Genomic DNA, 14,918 nt, shown 5'->3' on the forward strand with positions numbered 1-14,918 from the left:
AGAGCCCCCTTTCTTCTGGTGACCGTGGCCACAGATTATATTCGACCCATGTGGAGGCTTTTTCCGCGAGGGGCTGCCGCCCTCGTGCGCCGCGGCTGCCACAGAAAAAATCCTCTGAGGTTCTTTCTGAAACCCATCTGGGGGAACGTTGTTATGACCCATAGAAAAAATTTTCCTGTGGCTTTTGCCCCGTGGTACGCTGGCCTTGAGGCAAAAGCGTCCGTCGAAGGAATGATGCGCGGGCGCCTGGGGTTGTGGGGACGGCATGGCAAGGGTCTGTGTCATAGAGGACGACGCCGCGGTGCGCGGGCAGCTCGTGGAACTCCTGCGCCACGCGGGCCACGAGCCGGTCTGCGTGGAGCGCTTCTCGGGCGTTGCCGCAGACGTCCTGGCCCTCTCGCCTGACCTGGTCCTGCTCGACCTTGGCCTTCCTGGCACGGACGGCCAGTACGTCGCGCGCGAGATCCGTCAGCGCAGCACGCTCCCGATCATGGTGCTCACCAGCCGCGCCTCGGAGCTCGACGAGCTCATGAGCCTCTCGCTTGGTGCGGACGCCTTCCTCGCCAAGCCCTACAACGGCCAGATCCTGCTGGCCCACATCGACGCGATCCTGCGACGCAGCCTGTCTGCGGGGCAGGGCCGCAGCGTCCAGTGGAGGGGCGTGACGCTTGACCTCTCTCGCTCCGTGGCCAGCGCGGGCGAGAGAAGCTGCGAGCTCACCAAGAACGAGCTGCGTATTCTCGAGCTGCTCATGCGTCGCGAGGGAGGCATCGTCTCGAGGGAGGAGCTCATGGAGGCGCTCTGGAACTCCGACGCCTTCGTGGACGACAACACGCTTACGGTCAACATGAACCGCCTGCGTCAGACCCTTGCCAGGATCGACGTGCGCGACTACGTCCTGACCCATCGCGGCCAGGGCTACTCGGTCTAGGCGGCGACCGTGAGCCTGGCAGGCTATCTTCGCGCCCACCCGGTCTCTGCGGGGGCGGGGATGCTGGCGGTCTCTTCCTGCTACCTGCTGCTGAGGGCCCTCGGCCTTGAGAGGGACCCCTCCCTTCTGGTCTGCCTGCTGCTTGGCTGCCTGCTTTCGATTGCGGGGCTTTCCAACTACCTGCGAGAGAGGCGTTTCGTGCGTGCCCTGAGACGGCTCGCGGAGGGCGAGGGCGACGTCCTGGCGCAGGTGGCGGAGCTTCCGCAGCCTGGCTATCTGGAGGGCGACCTCGCCTGGTCTGCGCTTGCGCGCGTGGCGCGAGAGATGCGTGCCCGTGTGGGGGAGTCGCGCGCGGAGGTGGTGGACTACCGTCGCTACGTGGAGACCTGGGTGCACGAGGTGAAGACGCCCCTCTCGGCCGCCCACCTCATGCTGGAGAACCTGGCGGACCCCCGCCTGCGCCCGCTCGCGGTGGAGCTTGGCCGGGTTGACGACTACATAGAGCAGGCGCTCTTCTATGCGCGCAGCTCCTCCCTGGAGAACGACTACCTGATTCGCCGCTGCGACCTCGGCTGGCTGGTGCGTTGCGCCCTCAGGGCACGCCGGCAGAGCCTCATCGCCAGCGGCATGTCCGTGGACCTGGAGGGCCTGGGCGATCGCGGTGTCATCGTGGCCTGCGACTCGAAGTGGATGGTGTTCATCCTGGGGCAGATACTGGACAATGCGGTGCGCTACCGCCGCATGCCAGGGACGGGCGAGCACGCCCCGCGCATCTCCTTCTCGGCCAGCGTGCTGGGGGAGGGCACGGCAGAGGAGCTGGTTGAGCTCAGCGTGGAGGACAACGGATGCGGGATCGCCCAGTCTGATTTGGGGCGCGTGTTCGACCGTGGGTTCACGGGGGCAAACGGCCGGTCCCGCAGCCGCTCCACGGGTCTTGGCCTCTATCTGGTACGGATGCTCTGCGAGAAGATGGGCGTCCTGGTTCGCATGGAGAGCGAGCAGGGAAGCTGGACGCGCGTGACGCTCTCCTTCCCACGCCAGGGGCTTGACCGCCTGGGCTGACGCGCCCTCTCGCCCGCATGCCGCTCCTTACGAAAACGTAAGGTGCCGGTAAGCTCTGCCTATGGCAGCCAAAGGCCCGCCTTCGCATCATGGTGCCCAAGCAACGAGAAGCTATCGCCGCCGCTTGGCCCGCAGCCGGCGCGGCTATGGAAGGAGAGCGCCATGCCAGAAAGCAAGCACCTGTCAACCTCGGCCGCCCAGCGTCCTGACCTGCCCGTGCTGAGGGTGTCAAACCTTGAGAAGTCCTACGGCAGCAAGGCCAGCACCACGCGCGCGCTCGCGGGCGTGAGCCTCACCGTGCGGCGCGGGGAGTTCGTGGCCATCATGGGGCCCTCAGGATCGGGCAAGTCTACCCTGCTCAACTGCATCGCCACCATTGACATGCCCACCTCGGGCATCGTCTTCGTGGAGGGGCAGGACACCTCGCGCCTCTCCCAGCGCGGACTCGCGGACTTCCGTCGAGAGAAGCTGGGCTTCATCTTCCAGGACTCCAACCTGCTTGACACGCTCACCGCCCGCGAGAACATCGCGTTGCCGCTGAGCATCGGGCACGTTCCCGCCGCAGAGATCTCCGCCAGGGTCGAGGCGATCGCGCGCGGCCTGGGCGTCAGGGAGGTCCTTGAGAAGCACCCCTATCAGATGTCCGGTGGCCAGCGCCAGCGCGTCGCTGCGGCTCGCGCGCTGGTGGGAAACCCCGCCCTCGTGCTTGCCGACGAGCCAACGGGCGCCCTTGACTCCAAGAACGCCCAGGTCCTCCTCGAGAGCCTCCAGAGCCTCAACAGCGTCAGCGACGCCACGGTGCTCATGGTCACGCACGACGAGTTCGCGGCGAGCTGGTGCCAGCGCGTGGTGTTCATCCGTGACGGTCGGCTCTACACCGAGCTGGTGCGCGGCGATATGGACCGCCGCCAGTTCTTCGACCGCATCATGGAGGTAGTGGCCACGATTGGCGGTGGCGCAGATGCTCGCTAGGATCGCGCTGGGCAACATCCGCAAGTCCGCACGCGACTACAGCGTGTACTTCGTCACCCTGGTGCTGGGCGTCTCGGTGTTCTACGCCTTCAACACCATTGGCGTCCAGACCCAGTTCTTCCAGGACGACCTGCGCCAGGCCGTGCGCAACTTCTCCTTCCTGGTGAGCGGGCTCACGGTCGCCCTTGCCCTGGTCATGGGCTTCCTTATGGTCTACGCCAACAACTTCCTCATGCGCCGCCGCACCAAGGAGCTGGGCCTGTACCAGGTGTTGGGCATGCGACGCTCTCAGGTCTCGCGCATCATCCTGGTGGAGACGCTGGTGGTTGCCATGCTCTCGCTTGCCGTGGGCGTTGCCCTGGGCCTGCTGCTCTCGCAGCTGCTCCTCTTCCTGACGGCGGCTATGTTTCGCAGCAGCGTCACGCAGTTCAAGTTCTTCTTCTCGGGGGAGGCTCTTGCCATAACCCTGGCGTCCTTCGTGCTCACCTTCGTGCTCATGGCCCTGCTCAACCTGCGCACCTTGCGCAAGGCCAAGCTCGTCGAGCTCATGGGCAGCGGCAGGCGCAGCGAGGAGATGCGCGTGAGGAGCCTGCCCCTCTCGGCCGCGCTCTTCGCCCTGGGCTGCGCCCTGGTGGGAGTCGCGTACTGGAGGCTGGTGCACCAGGGTTTCCCGGCGTTCTCCGCCAACACGACGACGCTGGACTTCTCCCTCACCACCGCCCTCGTGGTCATTGGCACCTTCACGCTCTTCTATGGCCTCTCCGGCCTCTTCGTGTTGCTGGCCCAGCGCTCCGGCTCCTTCTACTGGCGCGGGCTCAACATGTTCTCGGTGCGGCAGCTCTCCTCGCAGATCAACACCAACTGCGTCTCGATGGCGGCGGTCTCCATGGTGCTGTTCCTGGCCATCACCTCGGTGACGGGTGGCATGGGCATCCGTTCCATGCTCAACCACAACAGCGAGATGAGCACCGTGTTCGACGCCTCCGTCGTGGGCTACCGTGCGCCAGGCAACAGGAACGCGCCCACCGCGCCGCTGGACATCGCGGAGGTCCTGCGCGAGAGGGGAGTTGACGTGTCCGAGGCAGGAAGGCACAGCCAGCTGACCTTCTTCGTCCCCCAGAACCTCGTTGACAACGTTGATGACGTGCTCCTAAGCACCATCGCCAGCAGGGTTGGCATGCGCCTGCCAGGTGGGTTTGAGAATGCCAATGGAAACACCCTGGGCCTCTTCGTCATGTCGCTCGGAGACTACAACAACGTGCGCAAGCTGCTGGGCATGCCCGCGGTTGAGCTGGGGGCGGACGAGTATCTCGTCACCTGCACGATGCCGTCGGTTCAGCGCCTGTACGAAGGCATGGTTGACCAGGGCTACACCATAACCATGGGTGGCCGCGTGCTGAGGCCGGCAGCCAAGGGGCTGATAAGCGACAGGGGCGCGGCGTTCTACACTTCCCCGCTCTCCATGAACCCAGGAACCTTGGTGGTGAGCGACGAGCTCGTGTCCGGTGGAACGGCCTACCAGTCCATCCTGAACGTCATGTACGACAAGCCTGCCGAGAAGGCGGATGCGCTGATGGAGCGCGCTGGCGATGCGCTGGACGAGTACTCCCAGACCGAGGAGGGCAACGAGCTCCTGCCCATAGCCATGTCCCAGACGGCCACCGAGGCGCGGGCGGGTGGCAACGGCCTCTCGGGCATCATCAGCTACCTGGCCATCTACATCGGCTTCGTGCTGGTGGTAAGCTGCGCCACCATCCTTGCCATCCAGCAGCTCTCAGGCGTTTCTGACTCGGTGGCGCGCTACCGCACCCTGAGCGAGCTGGGATGTGCGGATGACGCTCTGTACCGCTCGCTGCGCGCTCAGATGGCGGTTTCGTTCGTGATGCCGCTGCTGGTGGGCCTTGCGCATTCCATCTGTGCGCTCTCGGTGATCATCCAGCTGGTCGAGCTCCTCGGGCTGGTCGACCGAGCCACGAGCTGGGCGCTGATCGCGGGGGTGTTCCTGGTGGTGTACGGCGGGTACCTGCTGGTCAGCTACCATACCGCGTGCTCCGTGCTGCGCAAGTCCCTGTCCGAGGCGCGCCACGCCCTGTAGCGGCCAGGGGCGTGTGATACGTCGCGTTGGCCCACCGCGACCGGCATCCCGCCCCCCCTCGCCTCGCACAAGAGGCGGCCCCGGCTCCGAATGCGCTCGGAGCCGGGGCCGCCTGTGGTGGTGCGCAGCTGCGTCGCGGGCTAGTCGTCCTGTCCGTCCTGCAGGGTTGCCATGAGGGCGGGGATGACCTGCTTCTTGCGGCTCACCACGCCGGGCAGCACGGCAATGCCACCCTCGGGCTTCACGTTGAACGCGCGCGCCACGATGTCCTCGGCCCCCAGGCCGAAGTAGAGCATCTCGGTGGTCTGGCTCTTCACGTCGGTGAACATGTAGAACACCAGCGGCAGCTCGTCGGCGGCGGCGCCCTCCTCCAGGTAGGGGGCGACGAGCCTCTCGGCGGCCTTGCGGCTGTTCTCGGTCATGAAGCTGCCCTGGCCCACGCCAAAGCGCGCGCTGCCACGGGAGAACACCTTGAAGTCCTGGTGGAAGACCTCCTCGGCGGTGCGGCCCGTGAGCTCGGCCCCCGCGTCGAACATGGCGTCGGCGTAGCTGTCCACGTCCTCCCCGCAGATGGCCGCCAGGGCCCGTCCGGCCTTCTCGTCGCGCGGGGTGCAGGTGGGGGAGCGGAAGCAGAGCGTGTCCGAGAGGATCGCGCTCATCATGAGGCCCGCGATGTTCTTGGGGATCTCCACGCCCTCCTCCTGGAACATGCTGTAGAGGATGGTGCAGGTGCAGCCCACCGGCTCGTTGCGGAAGCGCGCGGGCGCCGAGGTCTCGATGGAGCCGATGCGGTGGTGGTCCACAATCTCCATGATGACAGCCTGGTCGAGTCCATCGACCGCCTGGCTGCGCTCATTGTGGTCCACGATCACCACATGCTTCTTGGTGACGTTGAGCAGGTTGGGCGTGGAGACTATGCCCACGTAGCGCCCGTCCTCGTCGAGCACGGGGAAGAAGCGGTGGCGCGACTGCGTGATGGTCTTGCGGGCCTCGTCCACGGTGGTGTTCACCGAGAAGCGCAGCACGTCCTCTGCGGGCAGCATCTTGGCGCGCACGGGGATGGACATGGAGATGAGGCGGGCGGCCGCATAGGTGTCGTACGGGGTGGTGATGACGGTGCAGCCGTTGTGGCGCGCGGCGTCGACCACCACGTTGGAGAGCTGTGCGCCGTTGCAGACGATGAGGCAGCCCGCACCGGACTCGACGGCAAAGCGCTGGGTCTCGTAGCGGTTGGTGACCAGGACGGTGTCGCCCTTCTCGATCCTGCCGTCCATCATCTCGGGGGTGGTGCCCACGACCACCTTGCCGATGGATATGGCGGAGCTGGGGTCCCCCAGGACCATCTCGCCCTTGAGGGTGCTGAGAACGTTCTCGAAGCGGGTCTTGGAGTTCGCGATCACGCCGATGTCAAAGATGTCCATATTGGCGCTGGCGATGTCCTTGACCGAGATGAGGCCCTCGAGCTCGTTCTTCTCGTTGGTGATGCAGAGGGTGTCGGTCTTGCTCTCGCCCATGAGGTTCCAGGCGGCAAAGAGGCTCATCTCGCGGCAGATCCCGTCCATGCGCTGAATCTGGATGTCCTTGATCTGCGGGCGCACGGAGGTGATGAGCTGGGGCTCCTCGAACCCGAAGTGCTTCAGGACGAAGGCGGTCTCTCGGTTGATGGTGCCGGCGCGCCTGGCCTCGTGCTGCACTCCGCCAAGTTGGTTCTTGAGGTAGGCCAGGCTGATGGCGGCGCAGATGCTGTCGGTGTCGGGGTGCAGGTGACCGATGACGTTCACCTTGCGGATGGTCTCGGACATGGGACGTCTCCTTGGTGGTTCGGCGTGCATGGGCACGTCCTGCACGCAGGCAGGATGGGTGGCTTTATTGGATTGTGCCACGGCGGGGGGCCGTTTCCCGCCAGACGAGACAATCTGCGCAATCACAGCGCGCAACGGCCGCGCCTTGGGGTCATGCGGTGACGCGGTCGCAGTTTACGGGCTGGTAGAAGAGCCTGCTCGCCTCTGCGCGGTCCTTGGTCTGCCCCAGCACCCACATGGTCTTGGCGACCAGGGCCTCGCAGGACATGTCTCCTCCGCGCAGGATGGCATCGTGGTTGGCATAGGCGTGCCCCACCTCGTAGACGCCCAGGTCAAGACCCTCCTCGTTCACCTGGGTGGTCATCACCACGAAGCGACCGGAGCCTATCCAGTCGAATATGGCGCGCTCGAAGGACTCGTCGGCGTGCTCGGGGATGCCGCCTATGCCAAAGGTCTCGAGGATCACCGCGTCGTAGTCGCGCTTGAGGAGGTCGAAGATGCTGGGCTTGAGCTCGGGTGTGAGCTTGAGCACGATGACGCGCTCGTTGAGGTGGTCGTACGTCTTGGGCCGGACGCCCGCCCTTTGGAAGCCCCGTCCCCCTGCCGTGAGCGCCATGCCCATGCCGCCGTCCCTCACGATGCGAGACCCGCGAATGAGGGCGGGCAAGGGATAGTTCACGCTGGTGAAGGCGTTGTAGCTCATGGTGCGCTGCTTGTGGGCGCGGGTGCCGCAGATGACGCGACCGCCGAAGACCACGCTCACGTCGCGGCTGTCGTCGCTGCAGGCGTAGAGGAGGGACTGGTACAGGTTGAGCTTGGCATCGGTGAAGGGAGCGGCCATGGGCTCCTGCGAACCGGTGAGCACGATGGGCTTCTCGCTTCCCTGGACGAGGTAGCTCAGGGCGGCGGCGGTGTATGCCATGGTGTCCGTCCCGTGTAGGACCACGAAGCCGTCCCATCCATCCCAGGCCTCCACGATCGTCTGGCTGATGCGCAGCCAGTCGCGCGGGCGCATGTTGGTGCTGTCTATGTTCATGGGCTGGACGAAGCCCAGCTCGCAGAGCTCCTGGGCCTGCGGCACGAAGGTGGCTATCTCGGCGCCCGTGAGCTGTGGGGCAAGGCCCTCTCCCCGGGGGACGGAGGCAATGGTTCCCCCTGTTGCTATGACCAGGATGCGCTTCATTCCTCAGCCCCTCTCGCCATGCGTCGCATGACACCCAATGTTAGCCGAGCAAACGCGGTCTGTGCCACCGTTGTCCTGGCTCTCTTCGCAAGAGGCAAGGCGGCACCTGCCATCGACGAGGCCCAGCGCGCCGTCGACGCCGTCAGGGCCGCAGCGGCGCTCGACGCGAGCGACAAGCGGGCTCTTGACGCGCTGCAGAGGGGCATCGACGCCCGCAGGGGGATGCTCGAGGCCGGCAGGGAGCTCGTGTCATCCCTGGACGAGAGGTACCAGGGAAGCTCTGCCCTCGCCCGCCTGGGTGACAACCTGGCCCTCTTCGAGGGAAGCGTCTCGGCCGCGGTTACGACGCTCAACATGACGGACGACATCGACGAGATCGATAAGGACCAGCTGAAGTTCTGCGTCGACTACGCCCAGGAGTTCATGGACGAGGCCGCAAGGCAGCTTGCGGCGGCCAAGCTGGAGGCCAAGGAAGACCTCTCGGCCCTGGACAGGCACATGTCGAACGCGGAGGCCCTCCTCGACCAGCTCAAGCAGTACCAAGCCGCCGTGGACAACGGCGACGCGGACGCGACCGAGGCCCTTGCCGAGAGCTTCAACAAGGCCATGGACGCCTACCTCGGCTCCGCGCAGGAGCTTCCTGCCGGCACCACGGACGCAAGCGAGCTGCCCGAAGACGTCAAGAGTCACATCCAGGACTACCTCGATGCACGTGAGAGGGCGGTGTCTGCGGCCAAGGACCTGAGGAGCTACGACAATGCGGACGTCAGCGCCCTCTCTGAGAGGTCCGACCTTCTCTAGCCTGAGGCCAATCAGGCCCCGTCTGAAGAGGCCACAGACCCGGAAGGCACGAGCGGCCTCCTGCCCCAGAGCTCGCATGCGGCGGCCCCTCCCACGATCAGGGCGGCCCCCAGCGCGCGGCAGGGCGTCAGCGGCTCCCCCAGCAGAAGCACCGAGAGGGCCACGGCGCTCAGCGGCTCAAGGTACCCGCAGACGGCAACGCGCTGGACCGGCAGCCTTCCGATGGACGAGAAGTACAGGTAGCAACCTATGCCCGTGTTCACCACGCCCAGCATGACGATGGCTGGCAGACCTGCCGAGGCGACGGCCGCGGGGGTGGGCAGGCCTGCGCCGAGGGCTGTGTGCAGGGCCACGGCGGCGAAGCTCGCCACGATCTGGATGCTTGCCGCCTCGAGGCCGCGCACCTCCGGCGCACGCTTGGAGAAGACCACCATCACGGCATACATGACAGCCGAGAGGCCCCCCAGCATCAGCCCGCGCGCGTCAAGCGCCGCGCCACCGGGCTGGAAGGCGACGAGGAAGGCTCCCGCGGCCACCGCGGCGAAGCCCGCAAGCTTGCCCGGGGTGAGGCTCTCCTTGAAGAGCAGGGGGGAGAGGGCCATGACAATGACGGGGCCGCAGTAGTACGCGAGCGACGCCGCACCTACTCCCACCAGCTGATACGCCTCGAAGAGGAAAATCCAGCCCATGCCGAGCGCGGCTCCGGAGCAGGCAAGCGCAAGAGCCTGGCGCGGGTGCTCGAGGAAGGCGAGACGCGCCCCCTCGCCGTCCCTGCGGCTGGCAAGGGCGAGGGCCAGCGTCAGGAGAATGGCCCCCAGCAGGGTTCTGAGCAGGACTATCTGCTCTGCGGGAAGGGAGATGGCGCTGGCGACTATGCCGTTTGACCCAAAGAGGGCCAATGACAGCAGATACTTCTTGAATTCCCGAGACACCGCAGCTCCTCGCCTGGGACGGACCTTCTGCTGCAAACTCTGACAGAGCGATCAGAAGCAGAAAAGTGAATCTTCATCATGGGTATCATGAGGGTTCCAGATGCAACGCGAGCGAAGGGCGGGACGTGGAGACCAGCATCCAGAAATGCCAGGCGTTCCTCGAGACGGTGCGCTGCGGCAGCTTCACCAGGGCCGCCGAGGCTCTGCGCTACTCACAGTCCGGCGTGAGCCGCATGGTGGCCGACCTGGAGCGGGACTGGGGCGTGGTGCTCCTGGAGCGTGGGCGCGCGGGGGTGCGCCTGACCGAGGAGGGGAAGTCCCTCCTGCCCTTCGCGGAGGCGCTCTGCGAGAGCTCCCGCAGGCTGCAGATGCAGGTGGACGGGCTCAACGGCTTGGATGTGGGCAGCATACGCATCGGCACCTTCTCGAGCGTGGCCACGCACTGGCTGCCCCGCGTCATCGAGCGCTTCCAGCGCGACTACCCCAACATCGAGTACGAGCTGCTCATGGGGGACTACGCAGAGATCCAGCAATGGCTTGCCGAAGGCAGGGTTGACCTGGGATTCCTCCCCTTTGTGCCGTCCTTGGAGCTCTTTGTGGCCTACAAGCTCGAGGAGGACGAGCTTCTGGCGGTGCTGCCCGAGGGCCATGAGCTGGCATGCGCGGAAGGAGTTCCGGTGGAGCAGCTCTGCGAGGGCCCCTTCATCATGCTCGAGAAGTCGGGTGACGACGAGGTGAGCTCGATCTTCGCCTCCCGCTCGCTCGAGCCGCGGGTGCGCTTCACCACCTTTGACGACTACGCGATCATGTCCATGGTGGAAAGCGGCCTGGGCGTGTCGATCCTGCCCGCGCTGATACTGCGGAGAAGCCCCTATCGTCTGGCCGTGCGCCAGCTGGAGCCCCGGGTCTTTCGCTCCATCTACGCGGTGCTGCGCAAGAAGGAGCGCCTGCCGCTTGCGGCAGAGCGCTTCGTCACCTACCTGGACTACCGCAACGGCTAGGCGGCCAGCCGCGCGCCGCCGGCCTCCTCCTCGGCCCTGAGCTCGCGCAGGATGGAGAAGGCCATGGGCAGGGCGATGATGCCCGTGATCACGTCCGTCACCGGCTGCGCCACCTGCACGCCCAGAAGCCCTGCAAAGCGGGGGAGCACCGTCACCACGGGGCCCAGCACCAGGCCCAGCCTGCAGGCGCCCAGGATGGTTGCGCGCCACATGCGCCCGGTGGTCTGCAGCAGGAAGTTGGTGATCATGGCCATCCCGGTGAGCGCCATGGTGAAGCTCTCCATGCGCAAGGTGAGGGTTGCGATTCCCAGCACCTTGGGGTCGTCGCTGAAGAAGCCGACGAGTTGGGGCGCCAGCGCGAAGGTGACAAGCCCTATGGCAAAGACGGAGGCGAGGGCCGCCATGACCGAGAAGAAGTAGCCGTCGCGAATGCGGCCGAACCTGCGGGCGCCGTAGTTGTAGCCCACCAGCGGCTGGAAGCCCTGGCCGATGCCGATCTGCACGTAGTTGCCAAAGCCGCAGATGCGCTGCACCACGGCAAGCCCCGCTATGGCGGCGTCGCCAAAGGGCCGGGCCGCGTCGTTGAGCAGGGTGGTCGCCACGCCCAGCATGACCTGGCGGACGAAGGAGGGCACACCGCCCATCGCCACCTCCTGGGCCATGACCTGGGTGGGCCTTCTCAGCCACTCGGGCGAGAGGGGCGTGATGCCGGCCCTCTGGACCTGGCGCAGCAGGAGGCAGAAGCTGATGGCCTCGCAGATGACGGTGGAGGTTGCGCTGCCGGCGATGCCCATGTCGAACACGTAGATGAGCAGCGGCGTGAGCCCCATGTTGAGGAACGCCCCCACCATGATGGCAAGCATGGAGTAGAGCGCCTCTCCCTCGAAGCGCAGCTGCATGTTGAGCGTGATGGAACTGCACATGAAGGGTGCGCCCATGAGGATGATCCCCACGAAGGTGCGGGCGTAGGGCAGGATGGTCTGGGTGGCACCCGCAAGCAGGCAGATCTGGTCGATGAACACGTTGCCCAGCACGGCTATCAGCAGGCCGCAGCCCAGGGTGAACACGAGGCCGTTGGTGGCAAGGATGCAGGCCTGGTCCCTCTCTTGCGCGCCCAGGTGCCGCGAGATGGCGTTGCCAGTGCCCTGTCCAAAGAAGAAGCCCACCGCCTGGATGGCGGTCATGGCAACAAAGGAGATGCCAATGGCGCCAGAGGCTGACGTGCCCAGGGCGCTCACGAAGAAGGTGTCCGAGAGGTTGTAGATGCTGGTGACGAGGTTGGAGAGGATCGAGGGGGCAGCCAGGGCGACGATGAGGGGCCGGATGGGCTCCTCGGTCATCTGGCGGAACTTCTCCTCAGGGCTCATGGGGCGATGGGTGCCTGCCCCCCGAGGCCGCCGAGGGCCATGATCTGATTCCCTGTCCGTGTCACATCCCATGCACCCATCATGGCACCCATTGCGTCGGCGGTGCGGATTCGCACAGAATCGTTACCTGAGCCGTCGCTCCTCCCGTAGAATGTTCTCAGTAGCAGGGCCCCGCCACAGGCTGGCACGTGGGCACAACACACCCAAGGAGTTCACATGGCAGAGTTCGTCTACCAGATGCATGCGGTTCGAAAGGCCCACGGGGACAAGGTCATCCTCGACGACGTGACCATGGGCTTCTTCCCCGGAGCCAAGATCGGGGTGGTGGGGCCCAACGGCATGGGCAAGTCCACCCTGCTCAAGATCATGGCCGGCATGGAGGAGATCAGCAACGGCGAGGCGCGTCTTACCCCCGGCTACAGCGTGGGCCTGCTGCAGCAGGAGCCGCCCCTTGACGAGTCCAAGACCGTGGGCGAGAACATCCGCATGGCGTTTGCCGACCTTCTCGCCAAGATAGACCGCTTCAACCAGATCGGCAACGAGATGGGCGAGCCCGACGCGGACTTTGACGCCCTCATGGCCGAGATGGGCGAGCTCCAGACCGAGATAGACGCCGCCAACGGCTGGGACCTGGACAGCCAGCTCTCGCAGGCCATGGACGCGCTGCAGTGTCCAGACCCGGACGAGGAGGTGGGGCACCTCTCGGGCGGCGAGAGGCGCCGCGTGGCCCTCTGCAAGCTGCTGCTCGAGGCTCCTGACCTGCTGCTTCTGGACGAGCCCACCAACCATCTGGACGCCGAGAGCGTGCTCTGGCTGGAGCAGTTCCTCAAGAACTACCCTGGGGCCGTCCTGGCCGTCACGCACGACCGCTACTTCCTGGACAACGTTGCCCAGTGGATCTGCGAGGTGGACCGTGGCACCCTTTATCCCTACGAGGGCAACTACTCCACCTACCTGGAGACCAAGGCTCGTCGACTGGAGATGGAGTCCAAGCAGAACGCCAAGCGCGCCCGCAAGATGAAGAGCGAGCTCGAGTGGGTGCGCAGCTCCCAGAAGGCCCGCCAGGCCAAGAGCAAGGCGCGCCTTGCCGCCTACGAGGAGATGGAGGCGCAGGCCGCGCGCGCCGAGAAGGTGGACTACACCGACATCCACATTCCCGTGGGCCCGCGCCTGGGCTCCAAGGTGCTCGAGGCGGAGCACCTGCACAAGGCCTTCGGGGACCGCGTGATCATCGACGACCTCAGCTTCTCCCTGCCGCGCAACGGCATCGTGGGCGTGATCGGCCCCAACGGAGTGGGCAAGTCCACCCTGTTCAAGATGATCGTTGGCAAGGAGGAGGTCAGCGGAGGCTCTCTCGAGCTGGGGGAGACCGTGCAGATCTCCTATGTCGACCAGGGGCGCGAGGGTCTTGACGCCGAGAGGAACGTGTGGGAGGTGGTCTCCGACGGAAACGACTTCATGATGGTGGGCAAGCAGGAGATCCCCAGCCGCGCGTACGTGAGCGCCTTCGGCTTCAAGGGACCCGACCAGCAGAAGCGCGCGGGCGTGCTCTCTGGCGGCGAGCGCAACCGCCTCAACCTGGCGCTGACCCTCAAGCAGGGCGGCAACCTGCTTCTTCTCGACGAGCCAACCAACGACCTCGACACCGAGACGCTGGAGAGCCTGGAGGAGGCGCTGCTGGAGTTCCCGGGCTGCTGCGTGATCACCTCGCACGACCGTTGGTTCATGGACCGCATCTGCACCCACATCCTGGCCTGGGAGGGCACGGACGAGAACCCCGGTGCCTGGACGTGGTTCGAGGGCAACTTCGAGGACTACCAGAAGGACCGCGTGGCGCGACTTGGTGCCGACGCCGCCCGCCCGCACCGCATCCACCGCAAGCTGACCAGGGACTAGAAGGCGAGGAACCGCCTCCGGCACGTCCCCTTCCAGGCGGCACCCCCACTTCCACGGGGGTGCCGCCCCTCTTTGGCGTGGTGAATGCTGACCATCGCACTTTTTGAGGTTGACTCCGTCACAGAGCAGGAGTACATTTCCTAAAAGTTAACCATGGCTAACTATAAGAGACAAACGTGACTGGAGGTCATACGAATGAAGAAGCTTGCTGGACTCGCCGTGCCGGGCGTCACCCTTGCCCTGGCCCTCACGCTTGCCGGATGCGCGGGGCAGGGTGCCCCCTCCACCCAGGGGGAGCCTGCCTCCAAGCCCGCGGAGTCCCAGAAGGTCGAGGAGGGAGCGTCGCTGTCCGACTGGGAGGGCAGCTGGAACGGTCTGAACCACTACCTTGACGACGAGGGCCTCTCCGACGCATACGAGGAGGTCGCCAAGCGCGACGGCACCACTGCCGAGGCCGTGAAGAACGAGATGAAGGAGAAGGTCTCCGCCGAGTTCTCTGGCCTGGAGGTCTCGGGCGACACCATCTCCTTCCTCGACGGATTCAAGGACAAGGGCGGCAAGGAGGTCGCCAAGACGACCTACAAGTTCGTGGAGGCCAGGAAGGTCAAGCACGGTGGCGCAGAGCTCGAGTGGGACGTCTTCAAGGCCGTGGAGCCGGACGCCAAGTACCCCGTCCTGCTCATGATGCCGGTCCACGGCGAGGAGGAGCTCGTCCACTTCCACCTGCGCTATGGCTCGGACGTTGACGAGCTGATGAAGCGCGACGACTGGTACCCCACCTTCGTCAAGCCCAACACCACCCTTGACCAGATCAAGGGCGAGATCAAGGAGTAACGTGACGGCGCGACGGGACGGCCGCCATGGTCAGCTGGCGGC

General features: G+C 65.7%; 12 protein-coding genes. 8 read left to right on the plus strand and 4 right to left on the minus strand.

Annotated elements, in window-relative coordinates; genetic code table 11:
• Positions 1-265 precede the first annotated feature (265 nt).
• The 4 genes from CZ375_RS01040 (at position 266) to CZ375_RS01055 (ending at position 5,060) form a co-directional block, all read left to right on the plus strand.
• Entirely contained in the window at positions 266-931 is a 666-nt protein-coding gene (locus CZ375_RS01040; protein ID WP_077597480.1) for a response regulator transcription factor, read from the plus strand.
• Positions 932-940: 9 nt separating this feature from the next.
• Entirely contained in the window at positions 941-1,993 is a 1,053-nt protein-coding gene (locus tag CZ375_RS01045) for a sensor histidine kinase (RefSeq protein WP_143803042.1), read from the plus strand.
• A gap of 162 nt (positions 1,994-2,155) precedes the next feature.
• Complete coding sequence (locus tag CZ375_RS01050; RefSeq protein WP_077597482.1) at positions 2,156-2,965, plus strand: ABC transporter ATP-binding protein; 810 nt, start codon at positions 2,156-2,158, stop codon at positions 2,963-2,965.
• Complete coding sequence (locus CZ375_RS01055) at positions 2,955-5,060, plus strand: FtsX-like permease family protein (RefSeq protein ID WP_143803043.1); 2,106 nt, start codon at positions 2,955-2,957, stop codon at positions 5,058-5,060. The genes CZ375_RS01050 and CZ375_RS01055 overlap by 11 nt, the downstream gene beginning before the upstream one ends.
• A 140-nt stretch (positions 5,061-5,200) precedes the next feature.
• Here the strand turns inward: CZ375_RS01055 and CZ375_RS01060 are convergent, their stop codons facing one another.
• Both CZ375_RS01060 and CZ375_RS01065 read right to left on the minus strand, forming a co-directional pair.
• On the minus strand, positions 5,201-6,862 hold the full coding sequence (locus CZ375_RS01060; protein WP_077597484.1) for a putative manganese-dependent inorganic diphosphatase: 1,662 nt from the start codon (positions 6,860-6,862) through the stop codon (positions 5,201-5,203).
• Positions 6,863-7,013: 151 nt separating this feature from the next.
• Positions 7,014-8,045, minus strand: a complete 1,032-nt coding sequence (locus CZ375_RS01065) for an asparaginase (RefSeq protein WP_077597485.1) — start codon at positions 8,043-8,045, stop codon at positions 7,014-7,016.
• Positions 8,046-8,072: 27 nt separating this feature from the next.
• Between CZ375_RS01065 and CZ375_RS01070 the strand changes: the two genes are divergently transcribed.
• Complete coding sequence (locus CZ375_RS01070; RefSeq protein WP_143803044.1) at positions 8,073-8,846, plus strand: hypothetical protein; 774 nt, start codon at positions 8,073-8,075, stop codon at positions 8,844-8,846.
• Positions 8,847-8,857: 11 nt separating this feature from the next.
• Here the strand turns inward: CZ375_RS01070 and CZ375_RS01075 are convergent, their stop codons facing one another.
• Complete coding sequence (locus tag CZ375_RS01075) at positions 8,858-9,778, minus strand: DMT family transporter (protein ID WP_077597487.1); 921 nt, start codon at positions 9,776-9,778, stop codon at positions 8,858-8,860.
• Positions 9,779-9,903: 125 nt separating this feature from the next.
• Here CZ375_RS01075 and CZ375_RS01080 point away from each other — a divergent pair, with 125 nt between their 5' ends.
• On the plus strand, positions 9,904-10,779 hold the full coding sequence (locus CZ375_RS01080; protein ID WP_077597488.1) for a LysR family transcriptional regulator: 876 nt from the start codon (positions 9,904-9,906) through the stop codon (positions 10,777-10,779).
• Here CZ375_RS01080 and CZ375_RS01085 read toward each other — a convergent pair.
• Positions 10,776-12,146 (minus strand): MATE family efflux transporter, encoded by a 1,371-nt coding sequence (locus CZ375_RS01085; protein ID WP_234966782.1) that lies wholly within the window; start codon positions 12,144-12,146, stop codon positions 10,776-10,778. The genes CZ375_RS01080 and CZ375_RS01085 overlap by 4 nt on opposite strands.
• A 216-nt stretch (positions 12,147-12,362) precedes the next feature.
• Here CZ375_RS01085 and ettA point away from each other — a divergent pair, with 216 nt between their 5' ends.
• Both ettA and CZ375_RS01095 read left to right on the plus strand, forming a co-directional pair.
• Complete coding sequence (gene ettA, locus CZ375_RS01090) at positions 12,363-14,042, plus strand: energy-dependent translational throttle protein EttA (RefSeq protein ID WP_077597490.1); 1,680 nt, start codon at positions 12,363-12,365, stop codon at positions 14,040-14,042.
• Between the two features lie 195 nt (positions 14,043-14,237).
• Positions 14,238-14,876, plus strand: coding sequence for a ZinT/AdcA family metal-binding protein (locus tag CZ375_RS01095; RefSeq protein ID WP_077597491.1), 639 nt, complete (start codon positions 14,238-14,240; stop codon positions 14,874-14,876).
• Positions 14,877-14,918 lie beyond the last annotated feature (42 nt).

The sequence above is a fragment of the Olsenella urininfantis genome (assembly GCF_900155635.1).
In the GTDB taxonomy this organism is placed as follows: domain Bacteria; phylum Actinomycetota; class Coriobacteriia; order Coriobacteriales; family Atopobiaceae; genus Olsenella_G; species Olsenella_G urininfantis.

What these genes read in the sequence shown, in the direction of transcription:
- CZ375_RS01040 (WP_077597480.1), top strand. Translation starts at nt 266, where the DNA reads ATGGCAAGGGTCTGTGTCATAGAGGACGACGCCGCGGTGCGCGGGCAG.
- CZ375_RS01050 (WP_077597482.1), top strand. Translation starts at nt 2,156, where the DNA reads ATGCCAGAAAGCAAGCACCTGTCAACCTCGGCCGCCCAGCGTCCTGAC.
- CZ375_RS01055 (WP_143803043.1), top strand. Translation starts at nt 2,955, where the DNA reads ATGCTCGCTAGGATCGCGCTGGGCAACATCCGCAAGTCCGCACGCGAC.
- CZ375_RS01060 (WP_077597484.1), bottom strand. Translation starts at nt 6,862, where the DNA reads ATGTCCGAGACCATCCGCAAGGTGAACGTCATCGGTCACCTGCACCCC.
- CZ375_RS01065 (WP_077597485.1), bottom strand. Translation starts at nt 8,045, where the DNA reads ATGAAGCGCATCCTGGTCATAGCAACAGGGGGAACCATTGCCTCCGTC.
- CZ375_RS01070 (WP_143803044.1), top strand. Translation starts at nt 8,073, where the DNA reads ATGACACCCAATGTTAGCCGAGCAAACGCGGTCTGTGCCACCGTTGTC.
- CZ375_RS01085 (WP_234966782.1), bottom strand. Translation starts at nt 12,146, where the DNA reads ATGAGCCCTGAGGAGAAGTTCCGCCAGATGACCGAGGAGCCCATCCGG.
- ettA (WP_077597490.1), top strand. Translation starts at nt 12,363, where the DNA reads ATGGCAGAGTTCGTCTACCAGATGCATGCGGTTCGAAAGGCCCACGGG.
- CZ375_RS01095 (WP_077597491.1), top strand. Translation starts at nt 14,238, where the DNA reads ATGAAGAAGCTTGCTGGACTCGCCGTGCCGGGCGTCACCCTTGCCCTG.